At 45.5% G+C, this 23,232-nt stretch carries 20 protein-coding genes and 2 tRNA genes; 11 read left to right on the top strand and 11 right to left on the bottom strand.

The features are described 5' to 3' along the window. Positions 1 to 22 precede the first annotated feature (22 nt). The 4 genes from moaC to modB all read left to right on the top strand — a co-directional run bounded on the left by moaC (position 23) and on the right by modB (position 2,602). Positions 23 to 544, top strand: a complete 522-nt coding sequence (moaC, locus tag AAJP47_RS10710; RefSeq protein WP_346717914.1) for a cyclic pyranopterin monophosphate synthase MoaC — start codon at positions 23 to 25, stop codon at positions 542 to 544. A 244-nt stretch (positions 545 to 788) separates the two neighbouring features. Continuing rightward, positions 789 to 1,070 carry a MoaD/ThiS family protein gene (locus AAJP47_RS10705; RefSeq protein ID WP_346717913.1) on the top strand — a complete coding sequence of 94 codons (282 nt, stop codon included), beginning with the start codon at positions 789 to 791 and terminating at the stop codon, positions 1,068 to 1,070. Between the two features lie 231 nt (positions 1,071 to 1,301). Then, positions 1,302 to 1,766 (top strand): molybdenum cofactor biosynthesis protein MoaE, encoded by a 465-nt coding sequence (locus AAJP47_RS10700; protein ID WP_497198723.1) that lies wholly within the window; start codon positions 1,302 to 1,304, stop codon positions 1,764 to 1,766. A 128-nt stretch (positions 1,767 to 1,894) separates the two neighbouring features. After that, complete coding sequence (gene modB / locus AAJP47_RS10695) at positions 1,895 to 2,602, top strand: molybdate ABC transporter permease subunit (protein ID WP_346717911.1); 708 nt, start codon at positions 1,895 to 1,897, stop codon at positions 2,600 to 2,602. Between the two features lie 60 nt (positions 2,603 to 2,662). Here the strand turns inward: modB and AAJP47_RS10690 are convergent, their stop codons facing one another. The 6 genes from AAJP47_RS10690 to kdpF all read right to left on the bottom strand — a co-directional run bounded on the left by AAJP47_RS10690 (position 2,663) and on the right by kdpF (position 11,112). After that, the gene (locus AAJP47_RS10690; RefSeq protein WP_346717910.1) at positions 2,663 to 3,349 is read right to left on the bottom strand and encodes a response regulator; all 687 of its coding nucleotides are present in this window, start codon (positions 3,347 to 3,349) and stop codon (positions 2,663 to 2,665) included. Between the two features lie 6 nt (positions 3,350 to 3,355). Then, positions 3,356 to 6,118, bottom strand: a complete 2,763-nt coding sequence (locus tag AAJP47_RS10685) for a DUF4118 domain-containing protein (protein WP_346717909.1) — start codon at positions 6,116 to 6,118, stop codon at positions 3,356 to 3,358. Positions 6,119 to 6,213: 95 nt separating this feature from the next. After that, the gene (kdpC, locus tag AAJP47_RS10680; protein WP_346717908.1) at positions 6,214 to 6,909 is read right to left on the bottom strand and encodes a potassium-transporting ATPase subunit KdpC; all 696 of its coding nucleotides are present in this window, start codon (positions 6,907 to 6,909) and stop codon (positions 6,214 to 6,216) included. Positions 6,910 to 6,932: 23 nt separating this feature from the next. Then, positions 6,933 to 9,071: a potassium-transporting ATPase subunit KdpB gene (gene kdpB / locus AAJP47_RS10675; protein WP_346717907.1), complete on the bottom strand. Its 2,139-nt coding sequence runs from the start codon at positions 9,069 to 9,071 to the stop codon at positions 6,933 to 6,935. A 248-nt stretch (positions 9,072 to 9,319) separates the two neighbouring features. Further along, positions 9,320 to 11,032, bottom strand: a complete 1,713-nt coding sequence (gene kdpA / locus AAJP47_RS10670; RefSeq protein WP_346717906.1) for a potassium-transporting ATPase subunit KdpA — start codon at positions 11,030 to 11,032, stop codon at positions 9,320 to 9,322. Further along, positions 11,032 to 11,112 (bottom strand): K(+)-transporting ATPase subunit F, encoded by an 81-nt coding sequence (kdpF, locus tag AAJP47_RS13475; protein WP_497198722.1) that lies wholly within the window; start codon positions 11,110 to 11,112, stop codon positions 11,032 to 11,034. The genes kdpA and kdpF overlap by 1 nt, the downstream gene beginning before the upstream one ends. A 281-nt stretch (positions 11,113 to 11,393) precedes the next feature. Here kdpF and AAJP47_RS10665 point away from each other — a divergent pair, with 281 nt between their 5' ends. The 3 genes from AAJP47_RS10665 to AAJP47_RS10655 all read left to right on the top strand — a co-directional run bounded on the left by AAJP47_RS10665 (position 11,394) and on the right by AAJP47_RS10655 (position 13,957). Then, on the top strand, positions 11,394 to 12,053 hold the full coding sequence (locus tag AAJP47_RS10665; RefSeq protein ID WP_346717905.1) for a type III PLP-dependent enzyme domain-containing protein: 660 nt from the start codon (positions 11,394 to 11,396) through the stop codon (positions 12,051 to 12,053). Between the two features lies 1 nt (position 12,054). After that, on the top strand, positions 12,055 to 12,963 hold the full coding sequence (locus AAJP47_RS10660; protein WP_346717904.1) for an ornithine cyclodeaminase family protein: 909 nt from the start codon (positions 12,055 to 12,057) through the stop codon (positions 12,961 to 12,963). 103 nt (positions 12,964 to 13,066) lie between these two features. Continuing rightward, entirely contained in the window at positions 13,067 to 13,957 is an 891-nt protein-coding gene (locus tag AAJP47_RS10655) for a LysR family transcriptional regulator (RefSeq protein WP_346717903.1), read from the top strand. On the opposite strand, the gene AAJP47_RS10650 is transcribed toward AAJP47_RS10655, so the two are convergent. From AAJP47_RS10650 to AAJP47_RS10630, 5 genes are all read right to left on the bottom strand, one after another. Continuing rightward, on the bottom strand, positions 13,907 to 14,284 hold the full coding sequence (locus tag AAJP47_RS10650; RefSeq protein ID WP_346717902.1) for a RidA family protein: 378 nt from the start codon (positions 14,282 to 14,284) through the stop codon (positions 13,907 to 13,909). The two genes, AAJP47_RS10655 and AAJP47_RS10650, sit on opposite strands and share 51 nt — an antisense overlap. 16 nt (positions 14,285 to 14,300) lie before the next feature. Continuing rightward, the gene (locus AAJP47_RS10645; RefSeq protein ID WP_346717901.1) at positions 14,301 to 15,428 is read right to left on the bottom strand and encodes a threonine synthase; all 1,128 of its coding nucleotides are present in this window, start codon (positions 15,426 to 15,428) and stop codon (positions 14,301 to 14,303) included. A 679-nt stretch (positions 15,429 to 16,107) separates the two neighbouring features. Further along, positions 16,108 to 16,584 (bottom strand): NUDIX hydrolase, encoded by a 477-nt coding sequence (locus tag AAJP47_RS10640; protein ID WP_346717900.1) that lies wholly within the window; start codon positions 16,582 to 16,584, stop codon positions 16,108 to 16,110. A 196-nt stretch (positions 16,585 to 16,780) separates the two neighbouring features. Then, positions 16,781 to 16,857 (bottom strand) — tRNA-Asp (locus AAJP47_RS10635). A 40-nt stretch (positions 16,858 to 16,897) separates the two neighbouring features. Continuing rightward, a tRNA-Val gene (locus AAJP47_RS10630) sits at positions 16,898 to 16,973 on the bottom strand. Positions 16,974 to 17,492: 519 nt separating this feature from the next. On the opposite strand from AAJP47_RS10630, the gene AAJP47_RS10625 reads away from it, so the two are divergent. From AAJP47_RS10625 to AAJP47_RS10610, 4 genes are all read left to right on the top strand, one after another. Next, a complete protein-coding gene (locus tag AAJP47_RS10625) occupies positions 17,493 to 19,031 on the top strand; it encodes a cardiolipin synthase (RefSeq protein WP_497198718.1) in 1,539 nt (512 codons plus the stop codon). Between the two features lie 164 nt (positions 19,032 to 19,195). Beyond that, positions 19,196 to 20,665, top strand: a complete 1,470-nt coding sequence (locus AAJP47_RS10620; RefSeq protein ID WP_346717898.1) for a tetratricopeptide repeat protein — start codon at positions 19,196 to 19,198, stop codon at positions 20,663 to 20,665. Positions 20,666 to 20,785: 120 nt separating this feature from the next. Further along, complete coding sequence (locus AAJP47_RS10615) at positions 20,786 to 22,429, top strand: 3-deoxy-D-manno-octulosonic acid transferase (protein WP_346717897.1); 1,644 nt, start codon at positions 20,786 to 20,788, stop codon at positions 22,427 to 22,429. Next, a complete protein-coding gene (locus AAJP47_RS10610; protein WP_346717896.1) occupies positions 22,426 to 23,193 on the top strand; it encodes a 16S rRNA (uracil(1498)-N(3))-methyltransferase in 768 nt (255 codons plus the stop codon). Before AAJP47_RS10615 ends, AAJP47_RS10610 begins: the two co-directional genes overlap by 4 nt. The last annotated feature ends 39 nt before the right edge of the window (positions 23,194 to 23,232 follow it).

The following is a 23,232-nucleotide window of genomic DNA, read 5'->3' as shown; positions in this document are numbered from 1 at the left end:
AGACTGATCAAGAGAAATATTAATGAATATGGACAGCCAAACAAACAATCTTCAAGCTACTAATCCATCGACTTTATCGCATTTAGATGGTAATGGTGATATCACGATGGTCGATGTCAGCGGTAAGACGGCAACGACAAGAGAGGCGGTAGCAGCTGGACAAGTACGCTTTCCGAGCGAGATTTATCAGCAAATCAAAGCGGCTGATGGCATGACCAAAAAAGGCAGTATTACGCAAACGGCGCATATTGCGGGTATTATGGCCGCTAAGCGTACGCATGATTTGATTCCACTTTGTCATCCACTACCGTTAGACAAGATCGGTTTGAGCTTTGAATACGATGATGCGCTTGATAGTATCATTGTCAGTGGTACGGTAAAGGTCACCCATAAGACAGGGGTTGAGATGGAAGCATTGACTGCAGTCAGCGTGGCTTGCTTGACCATTTATGATATGACCAAAGCGCTGTCCCACGACATTGTGATCGATAATGTTCGCCTTATTAATAAAACAGGTGGTAAGTCAGACTATAAGCATGCCTAGAGCTGCAAAGCTTAAAGGCAAAAACGGTCGTTTGATTGATTAAACGTATGATGAGTATCAAGCTGGATATAGTCTATTTAATATAAAAGAGATGCGATGGGCATGGTGCTCTGCTGGTATAAATTTTCCTCGCTTGCTGTGCGCTTCACACTTCAGAGGCATCGAAACTTTCATACCAGCCATACCAGCATCGCTGTATTCTTTTTAAAGTGAATCTACTATAGATTTTAAAAAGGAAGGGTTTATGAGTAATACTGCTGTGGCAACCAATACAAATGCAACGATGACGATCAATGTTCTATATTTCGCGAGCCTAGCGGATGAAGCCAATTGCTCAGAAGAGGCGGTGGTCGTAGATAAGTCGATGTCGTTAGATGCGTTGTACGAACAGCTCTGTCGAAAGCATCAGTTTAGTCGACCAAAATCAGAACTGCGCGTTGCCATCAATGATTACTTTGCAAAATGGACGGATCCAATTCACGATGGTGATAGCATTGTATTTATTACGCCCGTTGCTGGTGGTTAGTTTTTAACAGAACGTCTTATATTGAACGCAACAATAGACATAGCCAGTTCCAAATAGAATCTATACATACATAGCGACGTGCTACTGACACAATTTTTTTGCTTGCTGTGCCGTTGAAGACAGAGGCTGCGAAAAATTTATCCCAGCAGCACTGTATCCGTTTTAAAATGAATCAACTATAGAAACAAAGAATAGAGACAATAAATGACAGATAATGTCCACAGCCATTCCATGACCATTAAGCGCAGTGTTGATGAGGTTTATAATATTGCCGAACGCGATGGTTTTGCGCTATTAGATACGGCTATTGATGAGACTCGACTCAAAAACACACTTGATGACGACAGTTGCGGTGCGTTCGTGTGCTTTGAGGGTCGCGTGCGCAATCACAATAATGCTGAGAGCGTTGAGCGTCTGACTTACTACGGTTATGAGGATTTGGCGTTGAATCAAGGCCGCGCCATTATACGAGAAGCCAAAAAACGTTTTGAGATTACGCATGCTATTGCCATCCACCGTATCGGTGCTTTAGAGATTGGTGATGTGGCTGTATGGGTTGGCGTGGTATCTGCGCATCGTTATCCGGCATTTGATGCTTGCCGCTGGATATTGGACACCATTAAGGCAGACATTCCTGTTTGGAAGCAAGAGTATTATGAAGACGACTCTTCTAAATGGCTCAGTAATAACGGCTAGACAGCCAGGAACTGCGTTTGCTGCTTGTGATTATTGTCTGAGTAGCTGATGCATCTGGCACGCTTCATTTTCCAAAACAAACCCTTACTCGTGATAACACCTATACCAATGAGACGAGCAGTGACAGTATGATAGACCCGTCGCTTATGTCAGATATGCTTAGTCCATTTTGGGTCAGCATCAAGCTTGCTAGTGTGACCACCTTATGTTTATTACTGTTTGCAACTCCTGTGGCGTATTGGCTTGCCAAACCCAGTCGAAAACCAGCGGTGGCGCGTTTTAAAGTGTTACTCATGGGCATTATTGCCATGCCTCTCGTATTGCCACCAACCGTCATTGGATTTTATCTGTTGCTGCTGCTCAGTCCTAATATGGGTATTGGTCAATGGCTTCTTGAACATAATATCAGCCCATTAATCTTTACTTTTGAAGGTCTGGTTATTGGCTCCATTATCTATTCCTTGCCTTTTTATATCCAACCTGTTTATGCTCAGTTCTCGCGTATTCCGCAAAGTGTGATGGAGATGGCTCATTTGTTAGAGCCAAGCATTGTCAGGCGCTTTATGAGAGTGGCGTTACCGCAAGCGCGCGTTGGGATCGTGCTGGGCGGTTTGATTAGCTTTGCCCATACTATTGGTGAGTTTGGGGTGGTGCTGATGATCGGCGGTAGTATTCCTGGGGAGACCAAGGTGGTATCGATTGCTATATACGAGCAAGTCGAGGCGCTTAACTATGAAGCCGCGCACATGATGTCGGGTATTTTGATTGTCGTTGGTGTTGTGATGATTACGCTGATTGCCAGTGTAAGCCGCATGAGTCAGCGTTCGTTAAGATAACGCGCTTGAACGAAGTGCTTAGAAGACGTAGCCGCAACAATCTTTCTATTGCAGTCAATATTAACGTTTGGGAATATGCAGCTTATAACCCACGCCAATTTCGGTTAAAAAATAATTGGGCCGAGAAGGGTTGTCTTCGAGCTTTTGCCGCAAATTCGACATAAAGATGCGCACATAATGCTCTTGGTGATTGTGACCTTTGCCCCATACTTCTGTCAGTAGCTGTTGATGGGTCATGACTTTTTCGGCATTTTTGATCAATACCGTCAGTAGGCGATATTCGATAGGGGTCAAGTGGATGTTGTCGCCATTTTTGCTGACTTTTCTTTGCGTCAAATCAATACTGACATTGCCGAGCGTCAACTCGACGGGCGTCTCATAGCCCACTTGCCAGCGCCGCATATGAGCGTTCACTCTAGCAATCAGCTCGCCCATGCTAAAAGGTTTTACCAGATAATCATCTGCGCCCAGATTTAATGCTTTGATTTTATCTTGCTCATCACTGCGCGCCGACAATACCAAGATAGGCAGTGATGACCACGTTCGAATGTCTAAGATCACATCGCAACCATCGGCATCCGGTAAGCCCAAATCTAAGATAAGCAAGTCCGGACGTCGAGAAGCCGCTTCTATCAACCCTCTATTTGAGCTGTCAGCGCTATAGACTTGATAGCCTTCTTGCTCCATAGCAGATTTTATAAATCGGGTAATATGCGCTTCGTCTTCGATAATGAGGATGGTCTTCATAGTGCCTTATTTTTCTGAATTTGTTGTCATCTCTGACGTGCCGAGTACAAACTTGTCATCAAACATATCTTGTGCTGATAAAGGTTCCCACGGTAGCACTATAACAAATTGTGCGCCGTGCGGTTGTATATTGTGCGCGCTTAGTGTGCCGCCTAAATGTTTGACCAAATCTCGACTCAATGCCAAACCCAGTCCCAGACCTGTCGTACTACTTTCGTTGTCACCGCGCGTGAAACGATCAAATATTTTTTCTTCCATACCTATGGGTAAGCCTGCGCCACTGTCTGTTACTGTTATTTGATAGCTTGGTGGTTTTGGCTGGTGTTGTACGCTTGGTTGGTCGTTGAGGGTGGCTTGAATGTCAATAGTCGCGCTATCTGGGGTGTAGTTAATCGCGTTGGTCAACAGGTTGTTTAGAATCCGCGATAAAATAAGCTCGTCCGTATAGATAAAATCTACCGCATGAGGAATGTCGATCTTAATCTGCCGATTTTGTAGATAAGGGTCAAGCTGGCGGATATTGCTACCAATGATTTCCTCCAAGCTGACCCACTGCTTGTTTAGTTTCATGCCACCTGACTGAAGCGCCACATAATCTAAAATATTGATGACCAAACGCTGAATAACGTGGGCTTGCTGCTCGATATCGACCGCTAGCTGCTTTTGCTCATCGAGCGCTAAAGTCTGGGTGGCAAGCGAAGTGGCAAGCCCCGACAGTACGGTAATGGGTGTACGAATGTCATGAGACAAGGCTGACAGCAGCGAGCCGCGCAGTCGTTCGGATTCCACTTTGATAAGCGCGTTTTGGGCAACTTTTGCGTAATGTACGCGCTCCAACGCCAGCGTGATTTGCGCAAGCGCCACATCGAGGGTTCGCTGCTGCTCGGGCTGATTAAAATTATCATGGTCTGTCGGTTTTAATGCCAATACGGCCAGTACATGACTTGAGGTTGCAAGCGCTCGATAATGTATGGCGTTGGCGGGAAGAGTGTTGGTGGCGAGCCCCGCGCTTTCATTGTGATCGAACACCCACTGCGTGACATTCCAATTAAAATCTGCTGGCACGTTTGGCTCTGAGACAATCGATAGCTCACCATCGGCATTTGGCATCACCATGATGGCTTTGCTCGCGATATGCTTATTCAGCCAGACAATTGATTGGCTGATGATTTCGTCGTTTTTACGCGCGGCACTTAGGTTTTGTGCCAAGTGACTCATTGAGATGGCTTGTTGCTCGCGTTTTCGTGCATTTTGCGCCTGAAAGCGTAAGCCTACCGCCAAATTATTAATAATTAATGACACCACAAGCATGACGGCAAAGGTGACCAGATATTGCACATCGCTCACACTAAAAGACAGCTTGGGCTCCACAAAAAATAAATCAAAACTTATAACACTCAAAAGCGCGGCAAATATCCCCGGCGCACGGCCAAAGCGCACAGAGATAAATACAATAACCAATAAATAGAGCATCACCACATTGGCCAAATCAAACCAACGCGTGAGCGCCACTAGGCTAACGGTGACGAGTGTACAGCCAAAAAATGCCATCAAATAACCGGTGCGGTTGTCGGTAGCAGACAAGTCGGATAGGTTCCAAGCAGGTATCTCGCGCGCGCCAGTTAGCGTTTTCTTCTTTTTGATTTGATTGACCAGTATCAAGTCTAAATTCAAATCTTGCTCTGAGATTTGTTTGACCAATGAGCGATTAAAATAAGACGCCCCTTGGTTTTGTCCAATGATAATACGGCCAATGTTAAATTGATGCGCATAACTGACCAAACCTTCAGCCACATTAATGGCACTGATGATCTCTGTCTTTGCGCCCAGCTCGTCTGCTAAGCGTAAGGCATTTAATACGTTCTGCTTGTTTTTGGACAGCTTATAAGGACTACGAGGTGTCTCTACATAAACCACATACCACTGAGAATGTAAGCTGCTGGCAAGTCTGGCCGCATGTCGAATAAGACGTTCGCTGTACTCACGCGTGCTGATACCGACTAATAGCTGGTCTGCTGTGTTCCAAATGGAGGATATGCGAGATTGGTTGCGATAGTCGCGCATATCAGCATCGACCAAATCCGCCGTTCGGCGTAAGGCCAGCTCACGAAGCGCAATCAGATTGCCTTTTCTAAAAAAGTTTTTTATCGCGTGTTTTGCTTGGCTGGGAATATATACCTTGCCCTCGTGCAGCCGTGCTAGTAGCTCGTCCGCTGGCAAGTCGACCAATACTACCTCGTTTGCCTGATCAAAGAACCAGTCAGGAATGGTTTCTTGCACCACGACGCCTGTGATTTGATTCACGACATCGTTTAGGCTCTCTAAATGTTGGACATTGACCGTGGTATAAACGCTGATACCGGCTTTTAATAGCTCATTGACATCATGCCAACGCTTTGGGTGCCGAGATCCTGGCACATTACTATGCGCCAGCTCATCCACCAATAAGATATCGGGCGCACGCGCCAATGCCTCGTCAATATCGAACTCAAACAAGGTTTGCGCTCGATATTCAATCTGACGTAATGGCAGTATGGACAAGCCCTCAAGCAACGCGGCTGTCTCACTGCGGCCATGCGTCTCTACGATACCGACTAAGACATCGAGTCCATGCGCTTGATCTCTTTGAGCGGCTGAGAGCATGTCATAAGTTTTTCCCACACCTGCCGAAGACCCAAAGAAGATTTTTAGTTTGCCTCTACTCAGCGTGTCTTCTTGCTGCTTTATTTGCTGCAATAAATCTTCTGGATTGGGTCGCTGATCACTCATGTCTATGCTCGTCATTATGGCACTCACTTATCATGGCGCTCATTTATTATCACACCTATTTATCACCGCGCGCACTGCTTATTGCTTAGTGTAAATCAATTGCTGCCAGACATCTCATCTAATGCTAAGTTGACAGCCAGTACGTTTACGCGAGGCTCACCCAGCCAATGCAGTTGGCGACCTTCTGTATGTTCATCAATCACTTTTTGTACTTGCTCGCTACTAATGCCTCGTATGCGTGCCACTCTATTTACTTGCCACGCGGCAGCGGCGGGGGAGATGTGTGGATCCAATCCACTGCCTGACATGGTGACCAAATCAAGCGGAATGGGTGCGGTGTTTTGTGGATCGGCTGCTTTAAGTTTTTGTACTTGCGTCTCTACATTGGTGACCAATTCAGGATTCAGTGGACCTAAATTGCTGCCCGATGATTGCGCCGCATCGTAGCCATCTCCAGCGGCTGATGGGCGAGTCCACAGATATTCTGGTTGATCAAATGTCTGACCAATGAGCGTAGAACCAACCAAGCTACCGTTTTGATCTATCATGCTGCCGTTGGCTTTGTTTGGCATTGTCACCTGCGCGACGCCAGTCATTAGTAAGGGATAGCATAAACCTAAAGTGATGGCTAAGACGATAAATAATGATAACGCGGGTTTGAGCATGGGCATACGAGTGGCCGTCTGATCAAGTACCACGCTTTCGTTATCGTCAATATGTGAGTGTTCAGCGTTCATAGGAGAAGCAGGTTGCGTCGCGTTACTAGAAGGTAGGGAGTGGTTAGATTGCATAGTCGTTATCATCCGTATTGTGGTTATACCAAGTGCAGGGCATTAATAATAAGATCAATCAGTTTGATGCCGACGAAGGGTAAAAGTAGCCCGCCCAAGCCGTATATCATTAAGTTGCGACGCAATAGATTGATGGCAGAATCAGGTCTATAAGTGACGCCGCGCAGCGCTAAGGGAATAAGAAAGACAATGATTAACGCGTTAAAAATAATGGCGGACAAAATGGCGCTTTTGGGACTACCCAAGTGCATAATGTCGAGCACCCCAAGCGCTGGGTAGGTACTGGCAAAGGCGGCTGGGATAATCGCAAAATACTTGGCGATATCGTTTGCAAGACTAAACGTCGTCAAGGCACCGCGAGTCATCAGCATCTGCTTACCCGTTTGTACCACTTCAATGAGCTTGGTCGGATTTGAGTCCAAATCGACCATATTGGCCGCTTCTTTGGCGGCTTGAGTCCCGCTATTCATGGCGACCGCCACGTCAGCTTGCGCCAAAGCAGGCGCGTCATTGGTACCATCGCCCGTCATAGCGACCAGTTTGCCTTGACGTTGATAACTGCGTATTCTCTCCAGCTTTTGTTCTGGCGTGGCTTCGGCCATAAAGTCATCCACACCCGCTTCAGCAGCAATAGCGGCAGCGGTTAGAGGGTTGTCGCCAGTGATCATGACGGTGCTAATACCCATCTTACGCAGTTCGGCAAAGCGCTCTTTTATGCCCGATTTGACCACGTCTTTTAGCTCGATGATGCCAAGCAGCTGCCCATTATCGGCCACAAGCAGGGGCGTACTACCACGGCGAGCAACTTCTGCAACTTGCTGATCGAGATTGGTTGGACGTTTGCCGCCTTGGGCTTCAATCCACTTTATGATGGCATCAAAAGCGCCTTTACGAATACGGCGACCTTCGATATCTGTGCCACTCATACGCGTTTGTGCGGTAAATTCAATCGTGTCAAACGAACGCGCTTTCCATACCTCATCATCGATATCAAAGCGACTTTGCGCAAGTTTGACGATACTGCGTCCTTCTGGTGTCTCATCGGTTAAAGAGCTGATCAGTGCCACCTCGGCAAGCTGGCTTTCTGTTACACCTTGAGCAGGTATAAAGAGCGCCGCTTGGCGATTGCCATAAGTGATGGTGCCGGTTTTATCGAGTAGTAAGACGTCAACATCACCTGCCGCTTCTACCGCGCGCCCAGAAGTCGCGATGACGTTGGCCTGCATCATGCGGCTCATACCGGCAACGCCAATGGCTGATAATAAACCGCCAATGGTGGTCGGTATCAAACACACTAACAATGCGACCAAAACTACGATAGAAATGGGCTCACCATTGCCCGAAGACATCACGGCAAACTGCGAAAACGGCAATAAGGTGACACACACCATCAAAAATATTAGAGTCAGAGCGACCAATAAAATAGTCAAGGCGATCTCGTTGGGAGTCTTGGTACGTTTTGCGCCTTCTACCAACGAAATCATACGATCCAAAAATCCTTGTCCTGGGGCTTGCGTGATACGAATCATGAGCCAATCGGACAACACTTTGGTGCCGCCTGTCACCGCATTAAAATCGCCACCGCTTTCACGAATGACAGGGGCTGACTCACCCGTGATCGCCGACTCATCTACTGAGGCTAGACCCTCTATCACCTCACCGTCAGCAGGAATGATTTCGCCTGCATTGACTAACACGATGTCATCTTGATTTAGCGCTGTGGCTTGAATCATCGTTGGAGTTGAGTGTCTATCAATATTCGCCAGTTTGCGAGCTTGTACATCTTGACGCGCCTGTTTGAGGCTGGCGGCTTGGGCTTTGCTGCGGCCTTCTGCCAAAGCTTCAGCGAAGTTTGCAAACAACAGCGTAAACCACAGCCAAAAAGTAATGGCTAGCGTAAAACCAACACCTGACTGGGACTGAGTCAGCATGGTGATGGCCAAAATACTGGTCAGCAATGAGCCGATATAAACCACGAACATTACTGGATTGCGCCATTGGACTCTGGGATCAAGCTTAAGTAACGCGGCTTTTAACGCTGGCTTGATCAAAGCAGGATCAAGTAGTCCTTGCGCGGGTTTTTTGGGGTTGCCTGACCGATTGGGATCTTGTTGTGACTGTAAATGGGTGGACTGCTCGTTGGGATCTGATATAACCGTCATGTTGGTATTCCTCACATAATCATAAAAATGGGGCAATTTGCTGCTGGGTATAGAGTCAATCTATAGTCAATCCAAAACAAAAGTGGTACATATCGTCATTCAGTTCTACTGGATGCAATTTTTCTCACTGGCTGTTCGCAAGCGTGACAGAGGCTTCGAAAAATGCACCCCAGCAGAACGGTACTTTTTTTAAAATGGATCAGTAATATGATGAACAAGATGACTCGATGCTGACCGATGTAAAGCGGCTAACCGCCCAACATCCAAATCTGCTCTATGATGGGCCCGAGTGCTAAAGCAGGGACAAAAGTTAGGGCGCCAATCATAAGGACAGTACCGACCAACAACCCGACGAACAACGGTGTGGTAGTGGGTAGGGTGCCGCTATTGACTTCGAGTCTAGGCTTTTGTACCAACGAGCCTGCCAACGCCAGTACGGGAATAATTACACCAAAGCGTCCAACCAACATAGATAGACCAAGCATAAAGTTATAAAACAGGGAGTTGGCGCCTAAGCCTGCAAACGCAGAACCGTTATTATTAGCGGCTGAGCTAAAGGCGTAGAGCACTTCACTAAAGCCATGCGCGCTAGGATTAAAAATACCTGCTTGACCGGAAGGCGTCATCACGCTGATTGCAGTGCCGAGCAGTACCATGAGCGGCGCGGCTAATAGGGCCAATACCACCATTTTCATCTCGAACGGTTCAATTTTTTTGCCAAGATATTCAGGCGTACGGCCAATCATAAGGCCTGAAACAAACACTGCCAAGATGGCAAAGAGCAACATACCGTAAAGACCCGCGCCCACACCGCCGAACACCACTTCACCCAATTGCATCTGTAGCATGGTGCTAAGACCACCGAGCGGTGTGAACGAATCGTGCATTGCGTTTACCGCACCACATGATGCCGCCGTCGTGATAGTGGCAAACAGCGACGAGGCCACAATACCGAAGCGTATCTCTTTGCCTTCCATATTACCGCTCACGTTGGCATCGGTTAGTCCTTGCACTTGCGCCGCCAACCAAGGATTGCCAGCCAGCTCACTACTTACCGTCAATGAGTACATGCCCACGAACAAGACAGTCATCGCACCCAAAATCGCCAAGCCTTGTTTTAGGTTGCCACTAAGTTTGCCCAGACAAAAACAAAGCGCGGTTGGAATCAAAAAGATGGCCAACATTTGAATAAAGTTAGATAGCGGCGTGGGGTTCTCAAACGGATGCGCGGAGTTGGTATTAAAGAACCCGCCGCCATTGGTACCGAGCATCTTAATGGCTTCTTGTGAGGCCACAGGACCTAAAGCGATGGTCTGCGTGTCACCTTGCAAGGTTTGTACATCCATATATGTGGATAGGGTTTGGATGACGCCTTGACTCATGAGCATCACAGCAATGATTGCAGCAATGGGCAGTAGGATATAAATGTTACAGCGCCATAAGTCGATCCACGCGTTGCCTAGATGAGCGCTTTGCTTGAGCACCAAACCCCGCATTAGCGCAAAAGCCACCACGATGCCGGTGGCTGCGGATAAGAAGTTTTGTAGAGATAAGCCCATCATTTGTGTGAGGTAGCTCATGCTACTTTCGCCGCCGTAGGCTTGCCAATTGGTATTGGTCATGAAACTGATGGCGGTATTCATCGCCAAGTCCCACGTAACACCCGTCATGTTTGCTGGATTCAGCGGTAAGCGCCCTTGCGCCAATTGCAAAACAAACAACGCCAGAAACCCAATAAAGTTAAACAGGACAATGGCGAAAGCATATTGCTTCCAATTCATACCAAAAGCGCGATTGCCTTTGCTGTCTTGACCGATCATACCAAGCACACTAAAGAGGCGTGACTCAAGGGCAGAGACCGGTGCTTGCATGCGCTGGAGCATATAACCGGATAAAAAATATCCTAAGACAAATAAAATCAGCAGATAGATAAGCAGCTGCGATAGTGCATACATGGTCATCAGAATGCCTCCGGCTTAATCAGGACATACAGCAAATAGAGGAATAAACCAAGGGCAAGAAATCCTGCAAAAACGTCCATGACACGCTCCAAAAATAATAATGAAGATCGGTTATGAGTCGCGGGTCAGCGGTAAAGGTAAGGTGTAAGCGGAAGGCTTAGTATGATGTTCACTGGTAGGAGGTGTTGGCCATCACTTGCGGCATCTCGCTCTATATCACTGACAACGCATTCATCGACTGATCGTTTATTAACGACTTGTTTATTAATGGAAACAGTATGCCAAGCGAGGTATAAAAGTGTTGTCAAGATAACGAGGCGGGGTATAAAGAAAGTATAAAGATGGAGGGAAGAGTTATTTTATGAAACGTACGGAGATAAAGGGAGTTTTGACTCATGCTGGTAAGTTTTGTCACTGTTTTGATCAAATATCGCTATGCGCTGTCGCTGAGAATGAAGTAAAAGCTGTGCTTAGCGCCCATAAGAACCTTCGTTCCACAGAAATACCATGTGAGACCGTGAATATTGGGGCTACGTCAACTGCCTACAATTACCAAAATCTAGAAGGCGTCACAGAAGTAAGGTCAGGAGTGTATGGCTTTTTTGATTTGGTTATGATGGGTGTGGGCGTTTGTCGTGTCAATGATATTGCAGCCAGCGTGATAACTACCGTCATCGGGCACAATCAAGAAAAAGGTTGGCTCATCATTGATGCCGGATGGATGGCGCTGTCTTCAGATCGAGGCACCGCGAACCAACCAACCGATTGTGGCTATGGTCTGCTAACTGACAGCAATGGCGTATTACTCGACAATCTGCAAGTCACAAACGTGAATCAGGAGCACGGCATTATAGAAGCGGTCAATGGTGCCAGTATAAACTTCAGCGATATTCCGATTGGTAGTCGTTTACATATCTTGCCCAACCACGCCTGCGCTACCGCTTCAATGCACAAACAATATCACGTGTTTGATACCCAAGATAATACCTATGAAGTTTGGATGAGAATACAAGGATGGTAAGATGATTTATTTGAATGAAGCGCAAACGGCAAAACTTATTTCACACGAGCTGGCATATGCGGCTGTAAAAGAAGCTTTTGTCGCTGCCATTAGTAGTGACACAACCCTGTTTCCCGTTGTTAATGCCTCAGGGGCACAGCCTGATTCTATGTTTTCGTTAAAGTCAGCCTCTACCGCTCACTTAGTCGGTTGGAAGACTGGCACTTACTGGCCAGACAATCACGCTAAAAACATGCCGTGTCATGGAACCACTATTTTTTTATTAAGCCCAGACACAGGCGAGCTTATGGCTGTGGTGGCTGCCAGTCAAGTCAACGCTTATAGAACAGCGGCAGCAGACGCCGTTGCCGTTGATTATTTGGCTCGAAAAGACGCTGCGGTATTGACGGTTTTTGGAACAGGGCATCAGGCAGAATATGAAGTCTTGGCGATCTCAGCTGTTCGCAATATCTCCAAAGTCCTTGTCGTCGGAAGAAATAAAAGCAATACCGAAAAATTTATCAATCGCTTGGTGAGCAAGGGCATTCCTGCTGAAGAAGCATCTGCTCAGTATGGTTGTGAACACGCGGATATTATTGTCACTGCAACGACTGCTAAAGAACCCTTATTTCATGCCGATTTGGTCAAAGCGGGCACACATATCTCAGCGATGGGCGCGGACAAAGTCGGCAAGCAGGAGCTACCTGCCGAGCTATACCAAAACGCTAAGCTTTTTTGTGACTATAAGCCGCAGTCTATGATTATTGGTGAGTTTCAGCATAGCGCTCATGCGTCAATCACAGAGATAGGTCAGGTCATAATTGGTGAAGCTCTAGGTCGGCAGCAAGACTCGGACATTACTATTTTTGACAGTTCAGGTATCGCTATTCAGGATTTGTTTATTGCCTCTAAACTGCTTGAACAGGCTTAAAATTGAGCAATAACGTTTTGTCATCCTAAAAAACTACGCTGATGTAGGTGAAGGTAATTTTTGGCATATAATAATTAAAAATGGGAGATAACAAAGGCGCGATATGTTATTAGAAGGAATTGAGACGTTACTGGTGCTCGCTGAAGCAAAGACGATGAGTAAAACGGGCAGTTTACTCTTTATCAGCCAGTCTGCTGTCAGTAAGCGCATCCATAATTTAGAAAAAAAGATAGGTAAAAAGCTCATTGAGCCTCAAGGTCGTTACGTGCGTTTGACCAATGATGGCAATGCTTTGATAGATAGTATTGGGCCACTATTTGATGAGCTTCGTGGACAGATTTATGAGCAGAGCCTATCTGAGCATAGCAAAAGTCTTATAAAAATAGATTGTTCTGAAACGTTGATATCGGGTTATTTTAGTGGATTATTGGCGTCAGAAATTCAGTCAGATCGCTATATCACGCTCTCAACCAATCACACGCCTAGAATTATTGAGAATGTGAAATCAGGCAAAGCCACAATGGGGTTATGTGCAGGCTTTTTGCCTTTGCACACAGGGTTACTCACATTTCATCTTTTTGATGAGCACTTCTATATTCTGAGTAATACACCATTAGCTACCTTGCCAGACCAAGTGATTACCACCGATTTAAGTAATTCAGCGAATGCTTATCAATCGGTAATATTGGATAAACTTAACATCAAGCCCGCTATGCAGCTCGACTCTTATAACGCAGCGGTACATCTTGCATTAAGTGGGGCGGCTCCTGCTTTGATTCCTCTGTCTATCATCCATACGCTATCTATCGATCGTGCTAAAGTACATCGCTTCTCCGAGTTGGACGAGCTTATTCGACCCGTCCATATTTGTGTTAGGCAAAACAACTACAACTTAAGCCGGGTAAAGGACTTGGTTCAGAAATTTTGTGATTACGCCCACGACTCAATGACAAACAGCGATACAATCGATCTCGATGCTCAAACCAAAGTGTAGCTCTCGTGTTGGTACAATAGTTCTAACGGGCTTATGATTGATGAAATACTCGCCACAGATGTCATTCACTCGATTCCATAAATCCACGCTTGAGATATAGATAACCAGTTTAATTACCTGATTGAGGTCAGTACCAGCCTGATTCAGGATTAGTTCTATGTTATCAAATACGCATCTTGCTTGAATGTCGATATCACCAGTCACTTTTTCGCCAGAGTTAGGATTAATAGGTAATTGACCAGAGACATAAAGCAATCCAGCATGTTTGATCGCTTGGCTGTAATGACCTGCAGGCTTTAGCGCATTGTCAGTTTGAATGTACTCCATTTGAGACGCCTTGTCATTATTCAGCATTAATCAATAAATCTTGCAAAGTATTTGTCGATTTAAGACCATTGCCTGTGATTACACCGACAGTGATTTGTCCGTCCATAATTTGGTCTGTATCAATCAGTTTTTTTATTCCAGCAAACGCAGCCGCTGACGTAGGTTCAATAAAAAACCCTTGTTTGCCCATCATATGTAATGCTTCTTTGATCTCTGATTCGTTCACACTAAAAAAGTCACCATTCGATTGACGAACAAAATCAACGATTTCTTTGAGGCGAGAGGAGCGTTGAATCTTAATACCTTCGGCAAGCGTATCGGTTGAGCCAATATTGATTTCCTCATTATTGAACGCTTGTACAAAAGGCTGGATTCCTTCCGTTTGAATGCCAAACAGCCGTGGCATTTTGTCTATAGCGCCGCCTCGCAGCAGTTCCATAAAACCCAAATAAGCACCTGCTAATAAACTGCCATTGCCTGCTGGTGCAATAAAGTTATCGGGTGCTTGGTAACCACATTGTTCCCATATCTCGTAGGCGATGGATTTGACGCCTTCAATAAACAATGGATGCCAGTTATGACCAACATAATAGCTATCATGCGTCGCTTTGCTGTTCATGGCTGCATTGGCGACATCTTCTCGGGAGCCTTCAATCTCAAAGCAGCGCGCGCCATATATCCTAGTCTGAACGGTTTTGCCAAGTGAGGTTCCTGCTGGCACAAAAATGTTGCAGTCAAACCCTCCTTTGGCAGCATATCCTGCGTAAGCTGAACCGCCATTGCCGCTTGAATCTTCAGAAATGCTGCGTATACCTTGCGAGTTTAGATAGTTAACGACCATAGCGGCGCCGCGATCTTTAAAAGAACCCGTTGGCATTAATGAATCCATTTTTGCCAAGATATTAACATGACCGATGTTGGCAGAGGCTAGTGGCGTAATGGTTTCGTTAAATGTGATCTCGATAGATTCTTTGTCTAGGGCATAGGCGTTGGCGTACCGCCACATGGTAAAGTCATCAGTGATAAGATCTGACTTTGAAAAGCTTTTTTCGGGTTTGACCCATAACGCGGCGCCACAATCGCAGCGAATAAGAAGGGGTGCTGGCGCGTACTCTTTCTCACAATTCATGCATATATATTGCATATTGATACCTAATAACGTCTGTTTTATATAGGATATAATCAATACGGATGATGAATAAGGGAAAGGTGCAAATACGTTGTATGCCGTTTTGGAATTGATGGAAGGTTTTGATTTGTTTTAAGTACTTGGTCTGAGTAATAGTAATCATTAATCCACTATAATCTGAATAAAAAATAAAAGTATATAAATCAATTGCTTATATAATATTGCAAACACAAAAAAACCCCAAACAAAGTTATGTTTGAGGCGAAACTTGCTTAAACTCGTAAGTTTAAATTCGTTTTCTGCTTACTACAGAATATGGCGCAGCGGACGGGACTGATTACCTGTGCCTACACAGTTGAGGATGCCTTTTTAAACATGTACATTTTACAAAGAGCCTGCGAGATTCAGATAAAAGCGCAGAGCGGAGGAGGTGCATTGACGTTGATACCAGCAGAGATATTGGCAGGTATTCAAGCGGCGTTAAAGTAAGTGACGAAAGGTGCAAATGGCAATATCGCCTGGCCAGCATTGTTAAGAAAACTGCGTCGCATTAATCTCTCATTTGAAGAATAAATTAGTCGTCTCAACTTCGGCATGATGATTTCGATACCACAAATCCTTTCAAAACAGCACAATCGTCTTTGACCGATACGTAATCTATAAGAGGGTTTGGACTATAGAAAGATAGGGATTCTTAGGCTTCGATGTCGTTGACTTTAATATACATAGTCTCCGACGGCAAATCTAAAAGCGACTGTTGAAGGAATTCAGGTTTAATTGGAGCCTCAGCAATGCCATTCAATGAAAACCATTTAAATTCAAGATGAACTTCTGTCTCAATGCCATAGAAACTTTCAGTATTTGGCAATTGATTGGGCTCGGTGAGTTGAACAAGGAAGTAGTTGGCTATTTCATGAAACTTTTTACCTGAGTGTTCAAAGAAATTTTCTACGTACCATAAGTGTCGCTTAACGATGGAATCAACACCAAGTTCCTCAATCAACTCTCGCTGTACTGTGATATCTGAGTTTTCGAAAAATTCTACTCGACCGCCCGGCAAGGCCCAATGACTGTCTCCTTTAGCTTTATGAAGCAATACATTATTATCGTGAATAATCACAGCAACACTTCGAAAATTGAAACAAGCATTGTCTTTATTAAATTTCAACATTTAAACTCCCAAAGTTAAAGCTATCTTTTACGTTCGTATAATATACTTCAGTACATCAATCTAAAACTGAGTTCCATAATCAAATATATTTTTTATCGTACTGGTAATAGAAATGACAGACACAAAAAAACCCCAAACAAAGTTATGTTTGAGGCGAAACTTGCTTAAACTCGTAAGTTTAAATTCGTTTTAAATATGGCGCAGCGGACGGGACTCGAACCCGCGACCCCCGGCGTGACAGGCCGGTATTCTAACCAACTGAACTACCGCTGCTTAGGTCGTTTTAGTCTATTTTACCACGTCTCTAAATCAGTGGTGGGTGATGACGGATTCGAACCGCCGACATTCTGCGTGTAAGGCAGACGCTCTACCAACTGAGCTAATCACCCTGAGAAGCGTTAAAAAATTGCACTGCAATTTTAGCTTCGCAAGTTAAAATTCCTTAAAGGGAATTTTATGGAAACTCTAATACTTAAAGTTGTCACATTCTAAGTTAGAAAATTTCCAACAACACAGAACTTAATTAAGTCCCCTTGCTGTGGGTGTGTATTATATAGATTTACACATGGCTGTCAAACCCTATTTTGACAATTTTAATAAATAATCCAAGAAATTTTATTAATATTATTATTTACAAGGACTTGGATACGCTCATCAATAAACTTATCAGACAGACATTTATGGATGAATCTATTGTTTGGGCTATAAAAGCTACTATACTATCGATGGTTCATACGATTAAGGCTTTATACTATATAGCTTTTATACTATTGATGGTTTATGAGTTAAGCTATCATTTATTTTGAGCATCGGAGGCAAGCATAGACACTTCTACTATTAAGCAAACCTTTACCACTTGGTCATGGGGAGACTTTGCAGGGTTAGGTCTGGTATTACATATCACTCTGATGATTGTCATGACGCTACGGATTGTATCGGTGCAGCGCAATATCGGTGTGTCGATTGCGTGGGTTGCTGTCCTTTATACTTTGCCTGTTTTTGGATTTATTGCTTACCTGTTATTGGGTGAGCCGATGATAGGGCGGCGCTATCGCGAGCGGGTAGATGAGGCCAATTTGCTCATGAATAATATGGCGCAGCGTGAGCACTTGGTTTTTGATAAAGGACAAGATCTATTACCAGCCAACTATCGCGGGGTCAGTCAGATAGGCACGCGCTGGACAGGACTTGGGGTGTTTCCGAATCATAATATGCAGTTGTTGACCGATCCCAACACCATTTTTCAAGGATTGATCAAGGATATTGATGCCGCGCAGCGTATCATTTTGATGGAGTTTTATATTGTTTACCCTAAAGGACAAGTGCTAGAAGTAGTCGAAGCGTTGGCTGCGGCCGCGCAGCGCGGGGTGGAATGCCATGTGTTGGCAGATAGTGTGGGCAGCTTTAGCTTTTTTAATAGTAATGCGCATCGTACCTTAGAGCGCGCTGGTGTGTTTGTGCATCAGTCGTTGCCTGTGGGATTGTTTAAGACGCTGTTTAAGCGCTCTGACTTGCGCAATCACCGTAAAATGGTGGCCATTGATGAATACATTGGTTATATCGGCAGCTTTAATTTGGTCGATCCCAAGTTTTTTAAACAAAATAAAAACGTGGGTCAGTGGATCGATGTGGCGATACGTACCACCAGTCGGGAATCCATTAGCATCACAACAGCCATGGCCATCGTTGTCGCAACGGATATTGGTGCCGAAAACAATGACAATCTAGATGCGCTTAATCATCGGGTCAATAGCTATACGCGTAAGCTGTATGTGATGGATCCGACGATTAACGATCTAAACAGTCGGGTAAAGGTGCTTGGCAATCGTAGCAGTCACAATGAGACACCAGATGTGGGCTCAACATCGATTGTCATCCCTAAAATGCCAGTCGTAGAAGGCGTTTTGGCACAGCTCATACCGTCAGCACCGCAAGTGACAGCGCATGTGATTTATAATACCTTGGTGACGGTCATTCATCGCGCCAATAAGCGCATTCGTATGACCACGCCTTACTTTGTTCCTGATGAAACCCTATCAGGCGCGCTCATGATCGCAGCCAAGCGCGGGGTTGAAGTGACCTTGATTGTGCCTGAAAAGGTGGATTCTTTCCTCGTTCAGCATGCCTCGCAAGCTTACTATCAAGAATTGCTTGAAGCAGGCGTGACCATTGCTTTGTTCAAAGGCGGGCTGCTACACACCAAAACAGTGGTCATCGATGATGATTACTGTTTATTTGGTACGGTCAATATTGATATGCGCAGTTTTTATCTAAATATGGAAGTCAGCTTGGCGATTTATACACCAGAAATGGTAGCGCAAGTGGCGGATTGTCAGGAAGTCTATTTGCAAAATTGCCGATTTTTGGGATTAGAAGAGTGGCGCGAGCGTCGCGGCTCAGCGCGACTGTTTGACAATGTGGTGCGCTTATTTAGTCCTTTATTGTAGCGCTTTATATTTTAGGTTAAGGTAACCTGTTGGTGTGGATGGTTATCCTTGTTTTATCGATATAGCCAGTTCCAGATAAAATTGATACCAGAAGTACGGCATTGGTTTTAAAATAACTCGACTATGTCATTCTTCCTCTTTTGGTAAAAAGGCCGCGTTTATTTATGTCTGCACTACTTACGCCACTTGATTATATTGCAGCCGGTTATTGGCAAGACTTCTTGGCTGAGCGTCCTATTGCGGGTGGCATCGTTTATGAAAACGAGCTGCGTGATTGCATATTGGATGAGTCGCTGGCAAGTTTGCAGCGAATAGACACGCTTTTGACGCAAATACGCCGCGATATGATTAAAGCGGGTCAATGGCAAGAAGAGGTGCTATTAGCGGATGAACGTTATCGTAACTTCATGATGTTTTTAGGGTTTTACGCAGGACGAGTGTTGGCGCAGCAATGGCAAACGACGCCGCATTGGTATGGTCAATTTGAGCTACGCAAACGCTATCCCAAGCTATCACTCACCACTGATGATTTTTATCAGCACATGGCAGTTGTTTGTGGGGATAATGGTGAAAACGATACCACTACGCCCGTATTTTTTGCCTTAGAGCCAATAGGACTGCGTCTGTTCGGCCACATCGATCGACCGTTTGCAGCGGTGCAGGGTGGTCAAGTGGCCAGCGGTTTGTATCAAGCAGTCAGTACAAAATTGCCATCTGTCAACGCCTCTCCAGTCGACAAAACTGCTGTGCAGAAGACGGTTAAAAATGTTGATACCGATAAGAATACTGAGGCTTCTGTAAACGCGGCTCACAATCCAGAACTGAGTTCCAATCTTCATAAACCGCTAGAAAACCCCGCAGATAACTTCTTAAAAAATACAACCATCAATGCGATACTTGTGCCTGTAGATAACGACTTGTCAAAACAAGTTAATCAAGAAGCGCCAAAGCTTATAAAAACTGAGCCTTTACCAGTCGACCCAGCGCCTACTAATAGGGTGATCCCAAAACCCGCACCCTCGAAAATCTCGCCCACCCCAGAGATATTTACGCAACTGCTTATCGAGCTAGACGAGATCGAGGTGGTACAAGCCGTAGAAAATACTACATATCAAGAAGCTTGTGACGTGCTGGATCAGTTTGAGCAATATATCGCCAAACAAAACAAACCGCGTGCGCAAATTTCGTTTTCAGAAAAGCACTTAATGGCAAAGAAACAAGCTTTATTAAAATTACAAAAGGCGGCTGACGCTGGTCATACCTCGGCGATGCTACGACTTGCAATGTATGAGCTGCTTGGTGAAGGCTTGGCGGATAATAAGCTTGCTGACATCGAGTCTGGAGCCGAGAGGGTAAAGTTGGCAGCGAGCAAAGACGACAGCCGTGCCCAGCGTTTATTGAGTAAGATGTATTATCAAGGTATAGGTGTCACACAAGACCTAGACAATGGTCAGTATTGGCTTGCGCAAGCCGCCAAAAATGGTCATGCCGAAGCCGCTGACTTGATGGTGCATTGGCAAAAAGCGCAAGAGCTGATCAGCACACAAAAACAAGAGCGGCATAGCATCAAGCGCTATCAGATATTGCTGGGTGTTGTGGCAGTAATAGCGCTATTAATCCTTATTATTCTCTAAAATATTTTGTGACAGGTCACGCTTAAAAACATATTGTTAGGCGCTAAATTCAGGTAGAATTGGCGCGTTTTTTGCCGTTCTCTTTCTATTATTTGATCCATTACCAATCTGGGCTAATTCATGCCATCTTCTCATATACCGCCGGATAGCACGTCAAAATCAACTGATATTGCTGCGCCAGCAAACCGCTCTGTTCATACGCCGCCCTTTTACTATCAGTTTGGTATAGGACTGCTCAAACCCTTGTATCGCCTCCAAGTATGGCGACGTTCACACAATCGTGAGAATTATCCACAAGAAGTTGAGCAGCGGTTTGGTAAACGCTATCCAGCGCGTCCATCGATGGCTTCTATTCATAGTGGTAAAGATAGTAGCAGCACGAATAATCGTATTACCAATAATGGTTCGGATGTGTCTCTTCACAACAAAGGCGTGATTTGGTGTCATGCAGTCTCGTTAGGGGAGACCAATACGGTGGCGCCGTTGCTAGATGCTTTATTGGCTGATGGCTATCAGATTTGGCTAACCAATACCACGCAGACGGGTTTTGCTCGCGGTGCCAGCCGTTTTGCCGAACAGATGGAGCAAGGTCAGATGAGTCACAGTTATGTACCTGTTGACAGCCCCGCCGTCATTGAAAAGTTTTTGACGCATGTGCAGCCCGTTGCCGCTTTATTTGTAGAGACAGAGCTGTGGGCCAACATTTTGACCAAGCTCTCCGAGCACCATATCCCTAGTATTTTGGTCAATGGACGGCTGTCTGCCTCTTCTTTTCAAAGCTATCAAAAAATCGGTGCGGTCAGTGCCAGTATGATGAAAAATCTAACCCTCATCATCGCCCAAGACAATGAGTCTGCGAAACGCTTTCGCCAGTTGGGCGCGCATAGTGCGCAAATTCGCGTGGCAGGTTCATTAAAGTGGGTGATTAATACGCCTAAAATAATAAATGAGCCGGCTCATCTGGATGATAAACATGACGACCAGCAAAAGCTGAAAGCAGCGGAGCAAAAAGCAGCGTTAGCAGAAGGGTTACGCGTCGCCGATCGAACCATTTGGGTAGCCGCGAGCACGCATAGCGGTGAAGAGGAAACGGCACTAGCATTACATAAGCAATTGCTGTCCAATCGGGCGCTGGCAACTACCTTATTGATTATCGTGCCCAGACATCCTGAGCGTTTTGATGAAGTGGCAGAACTCATTCAAAATGCTGGGTTAAAAATGGCGCGACGTAGTACAGAAGACACCATCGACGCCGACACGCAGGTCTATCTGGCAGATAGTATGGGTGAGCTTATGACGTGGTATGCGTTAGCTGATGTGGCATTAGTCGGTGGCTCGCTGGTGGATATTGGTGGGCACAATCCTGTTGAGCCAGCAAGTGTGGCAACGCCTGTGATAATGGGGCGCTACACACAATCCTGTCAAAGCGTGGTGGATAAACTGTCTGAGGTAGGGGCTTTGTATCAGCCGAACAATGCCTTTTACCAGCCTGCGAATAAAAGCAGAGCGGCGGGTATCGATAAACAAGCAGCGACACAAAATACATCGAGCACTAGCCAACCAACCTCTCGCAAGTCTTCCGCTAGCGACGATACCGCTCTTATTTATCAGCAGCTGGTGTCTTGGCTTGATCAGCCTGAATTGGCAACACGGGCGGGACAAGCGGGCGCACAAATCACCCGTCAGCAGCAAGCGGTATTGCCCCGTCAGCTTGCTATGATTACGGGCGTTATTGAGAAGCACTTAAGCTCAGAGATTCTATGAATTGTATTTTATTACCCGCAGCAAACGTCTCACATGATACGGCTAAAATCAGTGCCTTGGTGCAAATCAATCATGTGACCCACGTATTGGGCGCAAAAGTGGGTGAGTCGCTCAAGATTGGTCAACTTGGTGGTCAGTTAGGAACAGCGATCATTGATAATATAACCCCTGACGGTATCCAACTGCGTGAGGTTGCTTTAACAACCGCCCCGCCTCCAAAGTTAGATTTGACAGTGGTGTTGGCATTACCACGACCGAAAGTGCTACGGCGTTTGATTATGGACATGACCGCACTTGGCGTGCGCGACATCATTCTTATCAACAGTTACCGCACCCAAAAAAGCTATTGGCAAAGTCCGATGCTAGCGCGCTTGGACGAGTTTGTCTTGGAAGGATTACAGCAAGGGGTGGATACGATAGCGCCGCGCGTTGATCTACAAAAACGTTTTAAACCCTTTGTTGAAGACGAATTGGCACGTTTGACAAACGAGCGTGCTATTGTGGCGCATCCTTATGGTTCGCAGTCATTTTCCCAGTACTTAGAGAAACAGTACTTAGAAAGTCAGTGTTTAGACCAGCAGTATTCCCAAGCGCAATCTGCATCTGTTTTGCCCAGTCTGGTTTGTATTGGTGCGGAGGGCGGTTGGATTGATTACGAAATAGATCTGTTAGCAGCGAAGGGTTGCGTACCTGTGCATATAGGCCCTCGTATCCTACGCACTGAAGCGGCAGTGAATGCACTATTGGGACAATGGCTGCTGTAAAACAAGACTATGTAAATAAACCGTGAGCGCTCTCAATAA

This window comes from Psychrobacter halotolerans (genome assembly GCF_039680845.1).
Classification (GTDB): Bacteria; Pseudomonadota; Gammaproteobacteria; order Pseudomonadales; family Moraxellaceae; genus Psychrobacter.
Note: the sequence above shows the minus strand (reverse complement) of the source record. Positions and strands in the feature narration are given on the sequence as shown.

Bases quoted from the DNA above. Each gene is read 5' to 3' on its own strand.
- moaC (WP_346717914.1), top strand. From the start codon at position 23: ATGAATATGGACAGCCAAACAAACAATCTTCAAGCTACTAATCCATCG.
- AAJP47_RS10705 (WP_346717913.1), top strand. From the start codon at position 789: ATGAGTAATACTGCTGTGGCAACCAATACAAATGCAACGATGACGATC.
- AAJP47_RS10700 (WP_497198723.1), top strand. From the start codon at position 1,302: ATGACCATTAAGCGCAGTGTTGATGAGGTTTATAATATTGCCGAACGC.
- modB (WP_346717911.1), top strand. From the start codon at position 1,895: ATGATAGACCCGTCGCTTATGTCAGATATGCTTAGTCCATTTTGGGTC.
- AAJP47_RS10690 (WP_346717910.1), bottom strand. From the start codon at position 3,349: ATGAAGACCATCCTCATTATCGAAGACGAAGCGCATATTACCCGATTT.
- AAJP47_RS10685 (WP_346717909.1), bottom strand. From the start codon at position 6,118: ATGAGTGATCAGCGACCCAATCCAGAAGATTTATTGCAGCAAATAAAG.
- kdpC (WP_346717908.1), bottom strand. From the start codon at position 6,909: ATGCAATCTAACCACTCCCTACCTTCTAGTAACGCGACGCAACCTGCT.
- kdpB (WP_346717907.1), bottom strand. From the start codon at position 9,071: ATGACGGTTATATCAGATCCCAACGAGCAGTCCACCCATTTACAGTCA.
- kdpA (WP_346717906.1), bottom strand. From the start codon at position 11,032: ATGACCATGTATGCACTATCGCAGCTGCTTATCTATCTGCTGATTTTA.
- kdpF (WP_497198722.1), bottom strand. From the start codon at position 11,112: ATGGACGTTTTTGCAGGATTTCTTGCCCTTGGTTTATTCCTCTATTTG.
- AAJP47_RS10665 (WP_346717905.1), top strand. From the start codon at position 11,394: ATGAAACGTACGGAGATAAAGGGAGTTTTGACTCATGCTGGTAAGTTT.
- AAJP47_RS10660 (WP_346717904.1), top strand. From the start codon at position 12,055: ATGATTTATTTGAATGAAGCGCAAACGGCAAAACTTATTTCACACGAG.
- AAJP47_RS10655 (WP_346717903.1), top strand. From the start codon at position 13,067: ATGTTATTAGAAGGAATTGAGACGTTACTGGTGCTCGCTGAAGCAAAG.
- AAJP47_RS10650 (WP_346717902.1), bottom strand. From the start codon at position 14,284: ATGGAGTACATTCAAACTGACAATGCGCTAAAGCCTGCAGGTCATTAC.
- AAJP47_RS10645 (WP_346717901.1), bottom strand. From the start codon at position 15,428: ATGCAATATATATGCATGAATTGTGAGAAAGAGTACGCGCCAGCACCC.
- AAJP47_RS10640 (WP_346717900.1), bottom strand. From the start codon at position 16,584: ATGTTGAAATTTAATAAAGACAATGCTTGTTTCAATTTTCGAAGTGTT.
- AAJP47_RS10625 (WP_497198718.1), top strand. From the start codon at position 17,493: ATGATTGTCATGACGCTACGGATTGTATCGGTGCAGCGCAATATCGGT.
- AAJP47_RS10620 (WP_346717898.1), top strand. From the start codon at position 19,196: ATGTCTGCACTACTTACGCCACTTGATTATATTGCAGCCGGTTATTGG.
- AAJP47_RS10615 (WP_346717897.1), top strand. From the start codon at position 20,786: ATGCCATCTTCTCATATACCGCCGGATAGCACGTCAAAATCAACTGAT.
- AAJP47_RS10610 (WP_346717896.1), top strand. From the start codon at position 22,426: ATGAATTGTATTTTATTACCCGCAGCAAACGTCTCACATGATACGGCT.